At 36.6% G+C, this 15689-nt stretch carries 16 protein-coding genes; 11 read left to right on the forward strand and 5 right to left on the reverse strand.

Annotated elements, in window-relative coordinates; translation table 11 throughout:
• The first annotated feature begins 96 nt into the window (after nt 1-96).
• Both ACE198_RS03745 and ACE198_RS03750 read left to right on the forward strand, forming a co-directional pair.
• Nucleotides 97-291 (forward strand): hypothetical protein, encoded by a 195-nt coding sequence (locus ACE198_RS03745; RefSeq protein ID WP_098572623.1) that lies wholly within the window; start codon nt 97-99, stop codon nt 289-291.
• 268 nt (nt 292-559) lie between these two features.
• Nucleotides 560-1357, forward strand: a complete 798-nt coding sequence (locus ACE198_RS03750) for an inositol monophosphatase family protein (protein ID WP_098572624.1) — start codon at nt 560-562, stop codon at nt 1355-1357.
• A 30-nt stretch (nt 1358-1387) separates the two neighbouring features.
• Here the strand turns inward: ACE198_RS03750 and ACE198_RS03755 are convergent, their stop codons facing one another.
• Nucleotides 1388-1573 carry a YlaF family protein gene (locus ACE198_RS03755; RefSeq protein ID WP_098572625.1) on the reverse strand — a complete coding sequence of 62 codons (186 nt, stop codon included), beginning with the start codon at nt 1571-1573 and terminating at the stop codon, nt 1388-1390.
• Between the two features lie 162 nt (nt 1574-1735).
• Here ACE198_RS03755 and typA point away from each other — a divergent pair, with 162 nt between their 5' ends.
• From typA to ACE198_RS03770, 3 genes are read left to right on the forward strand one after another with little or no spacing between them, the layout of a single operon-like run.
• A complete protein-coding gene (gene typA / locus ACE198_RS03760) occupies nt 1736-3574 on the forward strand; it encodes a translational GTPase TypA (RefSeq protein WP_098572626.1) in 1839 nt (612 codons plus the stop codon).
• A gap of 19 nt (nt 3575-3593) precedes the next feature.
• On the forward strand, nt 3594-3899 hold the full coding sequence (locus ACE198_RS03765; protein ID WP_098572627.1) for a YlaH-like family protein: 306 nt from the start codon (nt 3594-3596) through the stop codon (nt 3897-3899).
• Nucleotides 3900-3914: 15 nt separating this feature from the next.
• A complete protein-coding gene (locus ACE198_RS03770) occupies nt 3915-4205 on the forward strand; it encodes a hypothetical protein (RefSeq protein WP_098572628.1) in 291 nt (96 codons plus the stop codon).
• Nucleotides 4206-4286: 81 nt separating this feature from the next.
• Here the strand turns inward: ACE198_RS03770 and ACE198_RS03775 are convergent, their stop codons facing one another.
• Nucleotides 4287-4487 carry a YlaI family protein gene (locus tag ACE198_RS03775; protein ID WP_098572629.1) on the reverse strand — a complete coding sequence of 67 codons (201 nt, stop codon included), beginning with the start codon at nt 4485-4487 and terminating at the stop codon, nt 4287-4289.
• A gap of 171 nt (nt 4488-4658) precedes the next feature.
• Between ACE198_RS03775 and ACE198_RS03780 the strand changes: the two genes are divergently transcribed.
• Nucleotides 4659-5114: a pyridoxamine 5'-phosphate oxidase family protein gene (locus tag ACE198_RS03780; protein WP_251456227.1), complete on the forward strand. Its 456-nt coding sequence runs from the start codon at nt 4659-4661 to the stop codon at nt 5112-5114.
• Nucleotides 5115-5139: 25 nt separating this feature from the next.
• On the opposite strand, the gene ACE198_RS03785 is transcribed toward ACE198_RS03780, so the two are convergent.
• Complete coding sequence (locus ACE198_RS03785) at nt 5140-5724, reverse strand: YhcN/YlaJ family sporulation lipoprotein (RefSeq protein ID WP_098572631.1); 585 nt, start codon at nt 5722-5724, stop codon at nt 5140-5142.
• 203 nt (nt 5725-5927) lie between these two features.
• On the opposite strand from ACE198_RS03785, the gene ACE198_RS03790 reads away from it, so the two are divergent.
• Entirely contained in the window at nt 5928-7256 is a 1329-nt protein-coding gene (locus ACE198_RS03790) for a PhoH family protein (protein ID WP_098572738.1), read from the forward strand.
• Between the two features lie 40 nt (nt 7257-7296).
• On the opposite strand, the gene ACE198_RS03795 is transcribed toward ACE198_RS03790, so the two are convergent.
• A complete protein-coding gene (locus tag ACE198_RS03795) occupies nt 7297-7794 on the reverse strand; it encodes a peptidyl-prolyl cis-trans isomerase (RefSeq protein WP_375374752.1) in 498 nt (165 codons plus the stop codon).
• Nucleotides 7795-8015: 221 nt separating this feature from the next.
• On the opposite strand from ACE198_RS03795, the gene ACE198_RS03800 reads away from it, so the two are divergent.
• The 3 genes from ACE198_RS03800 (at nt 8016) to pyc (ending at nt 13207) form a co-directional block, all read left to right on the forward strand.
• Nucleotides 8016-8297 (forward strand): Fpa/YlaN family protein, encoded by a 282-nt coding sequence (locus ACE198_RS03800; protein ID WP_251456731.1) that lies wholly within the window; start codon nt 8016-8018, stop codon nt 8295-8297.
• 193 nt (nt 8298-8490) lie between these two features.
• Nucleotides 8491-9696, forward strand: coding sequence for an FtsW/RodA/SpoVE family cell cycle protein (locus ACE198_RS03805; RefSeq protein ID WP_375374753.1), 1206 nt, complete (start codon nt 8491-8493; stop codon nt 9694-9696).
• A gap of 67 nt (nt 9697-9763) precedes the next feature.
• Nucleotides 9764-13207: a pyruvate carboxylase gene (pyc, locus tag ACE198_RS03810; RefSeq protein WP_375374754.1), complete on the forward strand. Its 3444-nt coding sequence runs from the start codon at nt 9764-9766 to the stop codon at nt 13205-13207.
• A 37-nt stretch (nt 13208-13244) separates the two neighbouring features.
• On the opposite strand, the gene ACE198_RS03815 is transcribed toward pyc, so the two are convergent.
• The gene (locus ACE198_RS03815; protein ID WP_375374755.1) at nt 13245-14153 is read right to left on the reverse strand and encodes a COX15/CtaA family protein; all 909 of its coding nucleotides are present in this window, start codon (nt 14151-14153) and stop codon (nt 13245-13247) included.
• Nucleotides 14154-14737: 584 nt separating this feature from the next.
• Between ACE198_RS03815 and cyoE the strand changes: the two genes are divergently transcribed.
• Nucleotides 14738-15673, forward strand: coding sequence for a heme o synthase (gene cyoE / locus ACE198_RS03820; protein WP_098572636.1), 936 nt, complete (start codon nt 14738-14740; stop codon nt 15671-15673).
• Nucleotides 15674-15689: the final 16 nt, after the last annotated feature.

The following is a 15689-nucleotide window of genomic DNA, read 5'->3' on the forward strand; positions in this document are numbered from 1 at the left end:
GAGCACATATTTGTTGCAACATATCTCCCTGACTCATATTATACAGTAAAAAAATAATCTGAAAAATGAATCAAATCCAGGAAGGGGAGGAGAAACGTGAAACAATTGATGAATACCTCACTAAAAAAAGCAAGCGAAAAGGAAAGGACTGCAGTATTAAGATTGGAAATGGATTATGAATTAGCTACATTATTCGAAGCGATTGAAGAAAAGAATGAGAAAAAAATGAAAGAATGCAAACAAAAATTAGAAAAAATCCGCCAAGAATTATTACGATTAAAAGCACTTTGATAAATTTATGATGTTTTTTATCCAAGGAGAAATAAAGCAGGATGGAGAGAAATAGAATATACTCTGAACTTATCAAAACGAACTCCAGCAAAAATGAAGGGGGTTCGTTTATTATTGTCCTTTTTGATGTGGTACGTGTACCTCTTAAAAGTTGATGTGTTCTAACAATTTGATTAAGCTAAAGGTACATTATTTAATTTATCATGCATCATACTACATACATTGAAATCTAGACAGGAATTTATTTAGATGTGTTTGGAGGAGTGTTATGAACTGGGATCAAATTTATTCTCATGCAAAGGAATGGGTTAATGACGCTGGAGCTAGAATTAGATTATCTTTTGATGAAACATTGAATATTCAAACGAAGTCAAATGCTAATGATTTGGTTACAAATATGGATAAAGAAATTGAGCAATTTTTTATTAGTAAAATCAGAGCGGTATATCCCGATCATAAAATATTGGGAGAAGAAGGGTTTGGAGACACACTTGAAAGTCTTGATGGTGTGGTTTGGATGATTGATCCAATCGATGGAACGATGAATTTTATACACCAACAAAGAAATTTTGCTATTTCTCTTGGGATATATGAGAATGGGATTGGTAAAATTGGACTCATTTACGATGTGGTCCATGATGAACTGTATCATGCCAAAAAGGGAAATGGAGCCTATTTAAATGAAAAGACTCTGGTACCACTCAAGGATACACTGGTTAAGGAATCCATCATTGCACTAAATGCAACATGGGTAATGGAAAATCACCGTATTGATCATAATTTAATGATACCTCTAGTGAAAGATTCACGGGGAACAAGGTCATATGGTTCAGCAGCCCTTGAAATGGTGTTTGTTGCGACAGGAAGGGTTGACGCATACCTCTCGATGCGCTTATCGCCTTGGGATGTTGCTGCAGGAGCAGTAATTATTGAAGAACTAGGCGGGGTGGTTACAAATCTAAGGGGAGAAAAACTTAATTTTCTTGCACAGGATTCATTATTTACTGCAAATCATGGATTGCACCAATCAATCTTGAAGGACTACTTAAAAGAGGGTAGATGGTAAAAAGAAGAAGCCGATGCAGGCTTCTTCTTTTTATAATTCTCCATTTTCACGCATTTTTCTTTTTGTTTTAAAGCCCATCCCCATAATTACGATAATTGCAATGATACAGCCAAGTGCACCGATTATGCTTTTTTCGCTAATTGCAATGCCAATCCCCATTATACTCGCGGCTGCAAGGATGGCATAAACGAGTAATGACCACTTCACGTTTTTCATTTTTTGATACCCCTTTTTTAGTTCAAAAATTGAGTGCTTTAGTATAATTTTAATTCTACAATAAAATGGTTAGGGGTTTCCACTTTAATTGTGGTATAATGTTTTAGTTGTGAATGGGAAACTACAAATAGACTTATTTTTAGAATATAGGAGTGGAATTTTTTGAATATAAGAAATGATATACGTAATATTGCGATCATTGCCCACGTTGACCACGGGAAAACAACATTGGTAGACCAATTGTTGAAACAATCTGGAACATTTCGTTCTAACGAGCATGTTGAAGAACGTGCTATGGATTCGAATGATTTAGAAAGAGAGCGTGGAATCACCATCCTCGCGAAGAACACGGCGATTCAATACAAAGATACTCGTATCAATATTTTGGATACTCCAGGACACGCTGACTTTGGCGGAGAAGTGGAACGGATTATGAAAATGGTTGATGGGGTATTGCTAGTAGTTGATGCCTATGAAGGCTGTATGCCACAAACTCGTTTTGTTCTTAAAAAGGCATTAGAGCAGAATTTAACTCCAATTGTTGTTGTTAATAAAATTGACCGTGACTTTGCAAGACCTGCAGAAGTAATCGATGAAGTTATCGATTTATTTATTGAACTTGAAGCAAATGAGGATCAACTTGAATTCCCAGTTATTTACGCTTCAGCGATTAATGGTACAGCAAGTACTAACCCTGAGAAGCAAGATGAAAATATGCAATCCTTGTATGATGCAATTGTTGAATATATACCTGCTCCAGTTGATAATCGTGAAGAACCATTACAATTTCAAGTTGCACTTCTTGATTACAACGATTATGTTGGCAGAATCGGGATCGGCCGTGTTTTCCGCGGTACGATGAAGGTGGGTCAACAAGTTGCCTTAATGAAATTAGATGGTTCAGTGAAACAATTCCGTGTGACCAAGATTTTCGGTTTCTTTGGATTAAAGCGTCAAGAGATCCAAGAAGCAGTAGCGGGAGATTTAATTGCAGTATCAGGTATGGAAGATATCAACGTTGGTGAAACAGTTTGCCCGGTTGAACATCAAGAAGCACTGCCAATCCTAAGAATAGATGAACCAACATTACAAATGACATTTGTTGTTAACAACAGTCCATTTGCAGGTAGAGAAGGTAAGTATTTAACTGCAAGGAAAATTGAAGAAAGATTACGTGCTCAATTGCAAACAGATGTAAGTTTACGAGTGGATAACACAGATTCACCTGATGCATGGATCGTTTCTGGCCGTGGTGAACTTCATTTATCAATCTTAATTGAAAACATGCGTCGTGAAGGCTATGAACTTCAAGTTTCTAAACCGGAAGTTATTGTTAAAGAAATTGATGGTGTACGTTGTGAACCAGTGGAAAGAGTCCAAATCGATGTACCTGAAGAGCATACTGGTTCTGTAATGGAATCAATTGGTGCCCGCAAAGGCGAAATGCTGGATATGATCAATAATGGTACCGGCCAAGTTCGTTTAATCTTTAATGTGCCAGCACGTGGATTAATTGGTTACACTACTGAATTCTTAACTATGACTCGTGGTTATGGAATTATTAATCATACCTTTGATAGCTACCAGCCGATGTTACCAGGCCAAGTTGGTGGACGACACCAAGGTGTGCTTGTCTCAATGGAATCTGGAAAAGCTTCGACATATGGTATCATGCAAGTGGAAGACCGTGGAACTATTTTTGTTGAACCAGGTACTGAAATTTACGAGGGGATGATCGTGGGTGAAAATACTCGTGAAAATGACATCACCGTTAATATTACTAAAATGAAACAAGCAACAAATGTGCGTTCAGCTAACAAAGATCAAACATCAGTGATTAAAAAGCCGCGCATTATGACCTTAGAAGAGTCATTAGAATATTTAAATGATGACGAATATTGTGAGGTTACACCGGAATCAATTCGTCTTCGTAAGAAAATTCTTGATAAAAATGAACGTGAAAGAGCTGCTAAAAAGAAAAAATATGCTGAACAGAGTTAAGTAAAAGGAGTGCAAGAAGATGGAAGGATTCTCTCCTAGCCTTAGATTTTTCATTGAACTAACAGATGTAAAAACCGCTGTGTGGTTACAGTATGTATATATTGTTATTTTAGCGGCCATTGTCTATAAGTTAGGCTTTGCAAAAAAATTGCCTCTTTTGAAAAACATTGTTATTTATATTTGTCTCTTGATTGGATGCTTTGTGATGCTGATTTTTTCTTATGCGTTGCCAATCGCTGAAGGACTCGCAGGTGCGGCCGTGTTATTGATTATCTATAAAATACGCTTACATCAGACGAAAAAGCATCAGGCAGAAGCGAAATAACGGGGGTTTTGGTAAATGAAATCCGTACAGGATACACTATATAATTGGCTTACAATTAAGGTTGTATGCGACGCACGGCCTGATGATACAGCAGCTCGAGATACATTACACCTTTTTGAGGAAATGCTGGCGGATCTTAACCTCTCGAACATTGAGGTAACAACAGATGTAGTCATGTATTATGTTTCCTATCAACAAGGAGAAGAAACGAAAAATACTCGCTTTCCGCGGGAATTAATTGAAGTCATGCTGCAGCAGATTAATCATGAACCAGAAAAATATGAGAACTACCCTATCGAAGAATAATAAAAAACCATCAAGTCATTCCAGTTGGAATTGACCTGATGGTTTTTTTTTACTCACCTCATAGGGTCTGGATTTTTCGTTTTACCAATCGTCTTCCTCAGTTTTATTACGAAATAATCGAAAATTTCCTGTTTCAAATCTGGCATTCGTTTTTTCTGTTATTCTTGAATTGCACTCTTTACACATATATGTATGGATGGGACGATTGCGAAGTCGTTTAGCAACAAACGATTCATCCTCGATTGCTTCGATTTTATCGCAAATTACACATTTAACTCTCATAAGACACCTCTTTAACTATTTCTAATAACCGATGTTTCCTCTAGTATATCATGGCAGAATGTTTGTAAGTAATCAATGGGTTAAATTTGATGAAAGAATGGGATAGTAGTAATATGAGAATATCTGTTTCTTTAAACAGAGCAAAGGACTAATGTAAGGGGATGTAGAAAAATGGCAAATCAAGTAGAACCAGTGCTAATTAAGCCTTTATATGATGAACTGCAAAAAGAGCGGTTCGTGACATTGGCAACAGTTGATTATGAAACAGGGGGTCCTAATGTCAGCTCGATTTCCTGGGTGCTTGCAAAGGATGAAAGTACCATCTATTTTGCAGTTGATAATCGCTCTAGGATCATCGAAAATATTCATAAAAACAATCAAGTGGTTATTAATTTGATTGCGAACGAATCTACATATGCTATTCACGGGAACGCTCAGGTAAAAGAGGAAAGACTGCAGGATGTTCCACTAAAACTTGCTCTAATCCAGGTGGACATTACTGCTGTAAGGGATGTAATGTTTTATGGTTCAAAAATAGTCACAGAGGTTCAATATGATAAAACCTATGATAAAAATGCTGCCCAAAAGTTAGACAATCAAGTAATGGATGCAATAAGAAAAGCTTAGGAATTACCCTAAGCTTTTTGCTTTTCTATTTGTAGTGGTTAGATTGGTCTTCTTGTTCTTTTTCCAGCTTCTTTTGATCGTTAGAATTTAGCTTCTTATCTGGCTTTTCAGGGGCATTTTTAGGGCTTGGGGTAAGTATATCTCCAGGGATCTCGGGCATTAATCGACCCGCTACATCGGCAAGTTCTTCCATAATCCCTTGGATTGGCCTTCCCTTATTAATATCCTCTTGAATCTCTCGCAAACGCTGTGTTGTATCCGCATCGGCTACGACTACTGATTTGGCACCATACGGATCCTTTTTTAAACTTTCAGCCACGGAATACTTAATAGACCCTACTTGTGAACGATCAATTTTTGCGTTTACATCAATTCCGACAATTGCATATCTTCCTAAAACGACAGCAGTTGCATCTTTAACATTTGGAATACTTGTTGCAAGTTTTACCAATCGTTTGGAGATTTCTTGCCCTGTTTTTCGATCAACATTTTCAATATAACTGTTTTTTACTTTAACGGATGAATCATTTACATTGTTTGAGAGCTCCTTCTTTGTACTGCAGCCCGCTAGGATGAGCAATAATGCAGTTATGATTAAGGTTTTCTTCATTTTTATTCCACCTCCGCAAGCTTTATAAATAATTGAGATAAAGTCAAAATCATTTATCTGAATTGAATGTCTCACTAACATTTATTGTGCGGAAATCCTTCTATCTTTATTCCAATAAACATATATTTTACCAAAGTCCAATCTAGCAGAAGGGTTGTTTGCAAGATGCAATCCAAACAACAAGTAAAGCAGGAGGCGTTGCTTTGAGTAAGATATACGTGTTAGATACGAATGTCTTGTTGCAAGACCCGTATTCACTCTTCTCCTTTGAAGATAATGAGGTTGTAATTCCTGCAGTGGTTCTTGAAGAAGTGGACTCAAAGAAAAGGTACATGGATGAAGTAGGGAGAAATGCAAGACAAGTATCAAGGTTAATTGATGGTTTTAGAGCTTCAGGAAAACTCCATGAAAAAATTCCTCTTGAAAACGGAGGGACCATCCGAATTGAGTTGAATCATCGTACCTTTCATGAACTTCAGGATATATTTGTAGAAAAAACAAATGATAATCGAATTTTGGCTGTGGCGAAAAATTTATTTTTAGAAGAACAAACCAAAGAAAATGGAAAGCCGGTTATTCTAGTAAGTAAGGATGCTCTTGTCAGGGTCAAAGCAGATGCAATTGGTTTAGATGCCGAAGATTTTTTGAATGATCGAGTGGTTGAAATTGATCATATCTACACAGGCTTTTTTGAAGTGTTGATTCCCATCGAATTATTGGGTCGTTTTTATGAAAAAGGTGAACTGAATCTCTCGGAGATAGCAAATCACCCATTTTATCCCAATCAATTTTTAGTAATGAAAGATGCATTGGGCAGTTCTGCCTCTGCCATAGGAATGGTAGATAAAACCAGTAAGAAAGTAAAAAAATTAGCTTTAAATCAAGAGCATGTTTGGGGCATCCATTCTAGGAATGTTCAGCAGACAATGGCAATTGAATTGTTATTACGAAAAGATATTCACTTAGTTACATTAACTGGGAAAGCAGGAACAGGGAAGACGCTGTTAGCACTTGCTTCTGGTTTAATGCAAACGGAAGATTTCCGGGAATATAAAAAACTTTTAGTGGCAAGGCCGATAGTACCGGTAGGGAAGGACTTAGGTTTTTTACCGGGAGAGAAACAGGAGAAGCTTCGACCATGGATGCAGCCCATTTTTGATAATCTAGAATTTCTATTCAACACCAAAAAGCCTGGTGAACTTGATGCGATTTTAGCAGGACTCGGATCAATTGAGGTGGAGGCATTAACGTATATTCGTGGCAGAAGTTTACCGAAGCAATTCATCATAATAGATGAAGCGCAAAATTTAACGAAGCATGAGGTGAAAACGATTCTTACGCGTGTTGGAGAAGGTAGTAAAATTGTGTTAATGGGAGACCCTGAACAGATTGATCATCCTTATCTAGATGCATATAACAACGGCTTAACGTATGTTGTAGAAAAATTTAAGGATCAGTCTATTTCAGGACATGTTAAATTAATGAAAGGGGAAAGGTCGGGATTAGCTCTTTTAGCTGCAGACTTACTCTAAATTATATAAAAAAATAAAACGGGCGCCAAAGGCACCCGTCTTATTTTATGGTAAAGCTCTTTACGTTTTTAATCGGACTTGTAAGATTTGAGCCATCGCCAAAATAGACATGGATTGGACCGTCTCCTGTAAGTGGCTTTCCATTATTGGAAAATCCTAAGATAAAATCATTGGCCTTTTCTAGAGGGTATTCATATTCACTGTCAATACAATGTATAACAAATGTATTTGCATCACTAGAAGGTTCTGAATTTTGTAGAAAGGGTTTTAGTGGTATACCAAAGGTCCCAGTCAATACCTTTTCTTTTTCAAATTTCTTTTCAGTTTTCAATGTGGGCGGGTAAATCGCACCCTCGATAATTTCACGGTCCCAATGTTTGGATACTGCTTTCGTATACTCTTCCATTGATTCAGTATTCTCTAGTTTTGTTGTAAAATAGGTGGTTAAATCAATACGTCGGTCGTCAAAAATCCATACACCTGGATCAAGTGTAATTGTATACTTCACGTTTCCTGAAATGATAATGATATTTTCCATAGTTTATTCCCCCTAAACCTTTGCATAATTAGTATAACTTCTTTTTGGCAAAATGTCATAATAGTAAAATCAGGTCCGCGATAAGATAAATCATATTTGAAGAACAAAAGTCTCAACTTGCTACTTTATTTAATCGACTTCATTGTTCTTGCAATTTTCCGTTGTAAACGGTAAAATTTATAGATAAGTTGAATTATCGCTCTGAAATGGGGGGATTTATGTTGGCCTCTGAAATGATCGTGAATCACCAAGAAAAAGCATTTGCCTTATTACAGGCTGACGCAGAAAAAATATTAAGGCTAATCAAAGTACAAATGGACAATCTCACAATGCCCCAATGTCCTCTTTATGAAGAGGTGCTGGATACGCAAATGTTTGGCCTATCAAGAGAGATAGATTTTGCTGTTCGATTAGGTTTAATAGATAGTAAAGATGGTAAAGCAATCCTCGATACATTAGAGAAAGAGTTATCAATGCTTCATGATGCTTCATTAAGGAAATAGTTGCATAGGAACTCAAACAATTACTGTTCATTGTTTGGGTTTTTTTGTTAATTATGAGCAGGTGATTTCATATATTATTGGGCCTACTCCAATATTAATTTGTTGTAACAAATTAACCTTTCCTCAAGAAATAATGTATATTTTCTATTATAATAGAGTGATATAAATCAATATTGAAAATGAGGACCAATAAATGCTAAAAAAAATATTGAAATCATATGATTATACGTTAATTATTGCTACTATCCTTTTGTGTACTTTTGGACTTGTTATGATTTACAGTGCCAGTATGGCTTCCGCAGTTCAAAGGTATGGTTATCCACCTGATTACTTTTATCAAAAACAAAAAGTATGGTTGATGATTTTTACTGTAATCTTCCTTTTCACTGCAATTCTTCCATATAAGATCATGATGTTCAAAAAAGTTCTGGTATTAATTGTGCTAGCTTCTCTTTTATCTTTGTTAGGTTTATTTGTATTTGGGGTAGAAAAAAATAATGCGCAAAGCTGGTACTCAATTGGGAGTTTCTTATTCCAGCCATCGGAGTTTGTTAAGTTGGCAGCTATCATTTATTTGGCAGCCGTCTATGCGAAAAAGCAAGCCTATATCAATCAATTTAACAAAGGGGTTCTCCCACCTTTAGTTTATCTTTTTATTATATGTGCACTTATTATCATTCAACCTGACTTTGGTACTGCTGCGATTATTATGTCCATCGCAAGTACGATGATTTTGTGTTCTGGGCTGAGTTTTAAAAGTATCGGCAAATTACTTATTATAGTAATGATCGTTCTTTTGCCGCTTGTTTTGGTCTCCTGGGGAAAGTTTTTTTCTGACGAACAACAAAGTCGTTTTGCCGTATTAAACAATCCGTTTGCTGATAAGTACGTAAATAATGAAGGATTTCACTTAGCTAACTCCTACATTGCAATTGGTTCGGGCGGGATTAATGGATTAGGCCTAGGGAAGAGTATTCAAAAACTTGGCTATCTTCCAGAATCACATACAGATTTCATCATGGCGGTAATTGCCGAAGAATTAGGGATTTGGGGTGTGGGATTCGTTATTATTCTTCTCTTTTATATTGTATTGAGAGGAATATATGTCGGATTACAATGTAAAGACCCTTTTGGGAGTCTCCTTGCTTTTGGTATCTCCAGCATGATTGGTATCCAGACGTTTATCAATCTAGCTGGTGTATCTGGGTTAATTCCTCTTACTGGTGTGCCGCTGCCATTTATAAGCTATGGGGGTTCCTCTCTCTTAATGCTTGCAGCGGCAACAGGAATACTTGTTAATGTTGCAATGTTCAATAAATATGAAAAGAAATATAAAAATAACCAGGAACAAATGGATAATCGAGTTAAACAAAACGATGGTAAGGTTTTTTATATTTAGTCAAAACGCGAAGAACATTTAAGCTCTTCGCGTTTTTAAAAATACATAGAATAGAAGGTGCTTTTTTGTGACTAGACAAATTAATAAAGTATTGGTCGCCAACCGTGGAGAAATTGCCATAAGGGTTTTTCGTGCTTGTACAGAACTGAATATTCGAACTGTTGCAATTTATTCTAAAGAAGATTCTGGAGCCTACCATCGTTACAAAGCTGATGAGGCTTATCTCGTAGGGGAAGGGAAAAAACCGATTGATGCCTATTTAGACATAGACGGCATTATTGCAATCGCCAAAAAAAGCGGTGCGAATGCCATTCATCCAGGTTATGGTTTTTTGTCTGAAAATATTCATTTTGCAAAGCGTTGTGAAGAAGAAGGAATTATTTTTATTGGACCACAAATAACACAACTAGATATGTTTGGGGATAAGGTTAAAGCAAGGCATCAAGCTGAGCTTGCTGGAATACCAGTCATTCCAGGAAGCCCAGGTCCGGTAAGAGATGTAACTGAGGTAGAAGATTTTGTGGAAGAACACAAGCTGCCAATTATCATTAAGGCTTCTCTTGGCGGGGGCGGCCGCGGGATGAGAATTGTGAAACACCTAGATGAAATCCGTGAAGCATTTGAAAGGGCTAAGTCAGAAGCAAAGGCTGCTTTTGGTAATGACGAAGTATATCTGGAAAAATTAATTGAAAATCCAAAGCATATAGAAGTTCAAATTATTGGTGATAAGCATGGGAATATAGTTCACCTTTTTGACCGCGATTGTTCCGTCCAAAGGCGCCATCAAAAGGTTGTAGAGGTTGCTCCAAGCGTCTCCATATCTGATGAATTACGAAAAAGAATATGCGAAGCTGCCGTACAATTGATGAAAAATATAAATTACTTGAATGCAGGTACAGTAGAATTTCTTGTTTCAGGAAATGATTTTTATTTTATTGAAGTAAATCCAAGGGTTCAAGTAGAACACACAGTCACAGAAATGGTAACGGGTATTGATATCGTTCAAACACAAATATTGATTGCCGAGGGACATGATATACATGGTCCGATAGTTGGTATACCTTTACAAGAAGAAATACAAATTAACGGATTTGCAATTCAGTCAAGGGTAACAACGGAAGACCCGCTAAATAATTTTATGCCCGATACAGGAAAAATTATGGCCTATCGTTCAGGTGGAGGTTTTGGAGTACGTTTGGATGCAGGAAATGGCTTTCAAGGTGCTGTCATTACACCGTATTATGACTCGTTATTAGTAAAACTATCAACTTGGGCGCTGACCTTTGAACAAGCAGCCTCAAAAATGGTTCGTAATTTGCAGGAATTCAGGATTAGAGGAATTAAAACGAATATACCATTTTTAGAAAATGTCGTGAAGCATGAAAAGTTTAGGAACGGCGAATATGATACCTCATTTATCGATACGACTCCGGAATTGTTTATTTTCCCGTTTCGTAAAGACCGTGGGACAAAAATGTTATCCTACATTGGTACAGTCACTGTAAATGGTTTCCCGGGAATTGAGAAGAAGAAAAGACCAGTTTTTTCGAAGCCAAGAATTCCTCATTTACCTTATGATTTTCCTTATCAAGAGGGCACTAAGCAAATCCTTGATAAGGACGGTGCAGAGGGCCTTGTTGAATGGGTTAAGAATCAAAAAGAAGTCTTATTAACGGATACGACCTTTCGTGATGCACATCAGTCACTTTTAGCTACCCGTATGCGTACAAATGATATTCTTCATATCGCTGAGCCTTCTGCAAAACTTTTACCAGATTTATTTTCTTTTGAAATGTGGGGAGGCGCAACTTTTGATGTGGCATACCGCTTCTTAAAAGAAGATCCATGGGACCGATTAATTTCACTTCGTAAGAAAATTCCTAATGTTTTATTCCAAATGTTGATACGTGGAGCGAACGCGGTAGGATACAAAAACTATCCTGATAATTTGATCCGTGAATTTGTGGATCAATCTGCTTCGGGCGGAATTGATGTTTTTCGAATTTTCGATAGTTTAAATTGGGTAAAGGGAATGGAAGTTGCGATTGATGCGGTTCGTCAAACTGGTAAAATTGCTGAAGCATCCATTTGTTATACAGGGGACATTTTAGATCAGGCAAGGACGAAATACAATCTTCAATATTATAAACACTTGGCTAAAGAGTTGGAACTTCAAGGGGCTCATATACTAGGAATTAAGGATATGGCTGGATTATTAAAGCCTGAGGCAGCGTACATTCTTATTTCAGAGCTAAAAGAAACAATTGATATTCCTATCCATCTTCATACACATGATACCAGCGGAAATGGTCTTTTTACGTATGCTCGAGCAATAGAGGGAGGAGTCGATATTGTTGACACGGCATTAGGAACAATGGCGGGCCTAACATCGCAGCCTAGTGCTAATTCATTATTTTATGCTCTTGAAGGGACATCAAGGCAACCGAAAGTAAACATCAATGCATTAGAAAAATTGTCATATTATTGGGAAGATGTCCGCAAATATTATCAAGATTTTGAAAGTGGTATGGTTTCGCCTCATACTGAAATATATCAACATGAGATGCCAGGAGGTCAATATAGTAACCTCCAACAACAAGCCAGAGCGGTTAGCCTAGGTGACCGTTGGGATGAAATAAAGGAAATGTATTCACGTGTAAATCATATGTTTGGGGATATTGTTAAAGTGACGCCTTCATCAAAAGTTGTTGGTGATATGGCATTATTTATGGTTCAAAATGATTTAACTGAGGAAGATGTACTAATAAAGGGAGATACGCTGGATTTTCCGGACTCAGTTGTTGAACTATTTGAAGGATCGCTTGGTCAGCCATATGGTGGTTTTCCAGAAGACTTACAACAAGTAATCTTAAAAGGAAAAAAACCATTGGAAGTTCGCCCAGGTGAATTGCTTAATTCAGTGGATTTAAAGAAAATTAAAGAAAAATTGTTTAAAGAACTAGGCAGACAAGTAACGGATTTTGAGGTTATTTCTTATGCTTTATATCCTAAGGTATTTATGGATTACATGAAAATAGAGGAGCAGTACGGCGATATCTCAGTACTTGATACCCCAACATTCCTTTATGGAATGCGACTGGGTGAGGAAATTGAAGTGGAAATTGAAACAGGGAAAACACTGATTGTTAAACTTGTCTCTATCGGTCATCCTCAAGCAGATGGTACGAGGGTAGTTTACTTTGAATTAAATGGTCAGCCGCGTGAAGTCTCCATAAAGGATGAAAGTATTAAATCTACGGTAGTTTCTAGGTTAAAGGCTGATCCGAAAAATGAAAATCAACTAGCTGCGACAATGCCGGGAACCGTGGTAAAGGTGATCGTCGAAAAAGGTGAAAAAGTAGAGCGCGGTGATCATTTAATGATTACCGAAGCGATGAAAATGGAAACGACCGTTCAAGCACCGTTTTCAGGAATTGTTAAGGATATTTATGTTTCAAGCGGTGATGCAATACTAACGGGAGACCTTTTAATTGACTTAACGAAAAATTAAAAAAAGTTGCTAGGGATCTTATTCCCTAGCAACTTTTTTAATGATAATTTTTCTTAGACCTAGAATATAACAAAAGAAAATAACTTAAAACCCCAAACAAGCAAGTAATAAAGAATGCATGTAAAAGCGCAATATAGAGATTTAAACGAGTGAAAATAATCAAGGCCCCAGCAATCACTTGCAAGGTAACAAGGATGAAGGAAATAATCCAACCCCAATAAAGAACTCTTTGCTCTTTATATTTGCGGATTGTCAAAATAAGGATATAGGTAATCCAAATAAAGATCAGACCAGCTGCTGCCCGGTGCCCCATTTGCACCCATTCGTACAAGTTAGAGGGGAAACCTGGGGAGTCATTTAAACAGAAAGGCCAGTCTCGACAAACAAGGCTAGACTTAGTATGACGAACAAGTGCACCAGTGTAGATTACAAGATAACTATAAATGGAAACACCGACAATATGGAACCCCATTCTCTTATCAATATAAAGTTTTTCTGCATTAAATTTCTTATCAATTTCAAAAATTAAAAGTGTTAACAATAACACCGATGAAAAGGAGATAAGAGAAATACCGAAATGTAAGGCTAGGACAAAACTTGATTGTCCCCATTTTACTGCAGCTGCCCCGATTAATGCTTGTAATAGTAAAAAGAAAAAGGAAAGGAATGAAAGAAATTTCGTTTCTCTTATATGCCCTATCGCCTTCCATGACCAAACAGATAGAATGAGAACCATAATTCCACCTAATCCGGAAACAAGCCTGTGGGCAAGTTCAATAGCTAATTCTGGTGTTATAGCCAACGGAAGGAATTTACCATGACAAAGTGGCCAAGACCTCCCGCAGCCCATTCCAGAACCGGTCTTTGTCACTAATGCACCGCCGATTAGAATAAAAATCATTCCGATGGTAGTGGCAACCGCTAACCACTTCAAAGATCGTCGCAAATAAGTCACCTCTTAAAAAGTTCAATAATTTGTCATTGGATAAACCTGACAGTATAATAAATGGAAAAGAACAAGATTTTTAAAATCCCTATTAATAATACCGAATAATGTCGAAAAAGAACAGAAATTAAGTATAGATTATTAAATAACTTTTAGTAATAAAAAGGTCCTGAATAACAAATGATTAACACTATTATTATAGTGGAAACAGTTGAAACTTTGCTTTTAGTCTGTTAGTAATAGATAAGGGTATATATTATAGAATGATTCATATATAAAAATAAGAGGTCCTAACCATAAAATTCATACATTAGTCATGAAATAATGAATTCTGTTACAATTTTGTATAAAATTATTCAAAAAAAGTTCACAAAAATATCGGAAAGTGTGATTTAATATACAGAGAAAGTGTTTTAAAAATCACTATTCTTTTTTGATAATTATTATTCAAGTCGAAAAAAATTTATTGATTTTTTCTGATGAGCATTCCTTTTTATTACAAATGAGGGCATAAATAATGAAGTATCAATATTACGTACTTAAATGATGAATGTTTTGTTATTTAGGTTTAGGAGGAGAAACAAATGTCTGACTCTAAGGCTTACGGAGATGCTGCTATTGATAATGGCGCTGCGGGCCTGAATACTAATTTACAAACCACAGCTTGGAAAGACCTTATGGCCCTAATAAAAATAGGGATTGTAAATTCCAACCTTATTACTACTTTTACTGGTTTATGGTTAGCACTACATTTTACTGGGCAAAGCTTTCTAAATAATTTAGATATTGTCTTTTTTACCGTAGTTGGTTCTTCATTAATTATCGCTGGGTCCTGTGCAATCAATAATTATGTTGATCGCGATATTGACCATTTAATGGAAAGAACGAAAGCACGGCCAACTGTAACTGGGAAAATAGGGCCGGTAAAAGTTCTTTCATTAGGTATTTTACTCATTGGACTGGGAACACTGTCTTTATTCTTTACTACGATGACTGCAACAGTAATTGGACTGCTTGGAGTTTTTAGCTATGTTTTCCTCTATACCCTGTGGTCGAAGAGGCAATTGGTTTCCAATACAATTATCGGTAGCATTTCAGGAGCCGTACCTCCGCTTATTGGGTGGGCAGCGGTCGATGCAAATCTTGATATTATGGCATGGTCATTGTTTGTTTTAATGTTTGCTTGGCAGCCACCACATTTTTATGCATTGGCGATGAGAAGAGTTAAAGAATATAAAGCAGCTGGTATTCCAATGCTACCGGTAGTGAAGGGGTTTAAAACCACCAAAATTCACATCGTTCTCTGGGTTGCTGCACTTCAACCGATTCCGTTTTTTCTAACCAAGTTAGGAATCCCATTTCTAGTACTTGCTATCTTATTAAATATCGGGTGGCTGGCATTAGGGATTTATGGATATAGAATCAAAGATGACATAAAGTGGGCAAAACTAATGTTTGTTTACTCTTTGCAATACTTAACTATTATTTTTGTAGCAATGGTTATCGTTACATTGATTTAGTTTTGCAATTGATTGT

The sequence above is a fragment of the Neobacillus sp. KR4-4 genome (genome assembly GCF_042136325.1).
Taxonomy (GTDB): Bacteria; Bacillota; Bacilli; order Bacillales; family Cytobacillaceae; genus Neobacillus.

Coding starts and splice junctions, on each gene's coding strand:
- ACE198_RS03770 (WP_098572628.1), top strand. CDS start 3,915: ATGAAATCCGTACAGGATACACTATATAATTGGCTTACAATTAAGGTT.
- ACE198_RS03750 (WP_098572624.1), top strand. CDS start 560: ATGAACTGGGATCAAATTTATTCTCATGCAAAGGAATGGGTTAATGAC.
- ACE198_RS03780 (WP_251456227.1), top strand. CDS start 4,659: ATGGCAAATCAAGTAGAACCAGTGCTAATTAAGCCTTTATATGATGAA.
- ACE198_RS03765 (WP_098572627.1), top strand. CDS start 3,594: ATGGAAGGATTCTCTCCTAGCCTTAGATTTTTCATTGAACTAACAGAT.
- ACE198_RS03785 (WP_098572631.1), bottom strand. CDS start 5,724: ATGAAGAAAACCTTAATCATAACTGCATTATTGCTCATCCTAGCGGGC.
- ACE198_RS03755 (WP_098572625.1), bottom strand. CDS start 1,573: ATGAAAAACGTGAAGTGGTCATTACTCGTTTATGCCATCCTTGCAGCC.
- cyoE (WP_098572636.1), top strand. CDS start 14,738: ATGTCTGACTCTAAGGCTTACGGAGATGCTGCTATTGATAATGGCGCT.
- ACE198_RS03795 (WP_375374752.1), bottom strand. CDS start 7,794: ATGGAAAATATCATTATCATTTCAGGAAACGTGAAGTATACAATTACA.
- ACE198_RS03805 (WP_375374753.1), top strand. CDS start 8,491: ATGCTAAAAAAAATATTGAAATCATATGATTATACGTTAATTATTGCT.
- ACE198_RS03775 (WP_098572629.1), bottom strand. CDS start 4,487: ATGAGAGTTAAATGTGTAATTTGCGATAAAATCGAAGCAATCGAGGAT.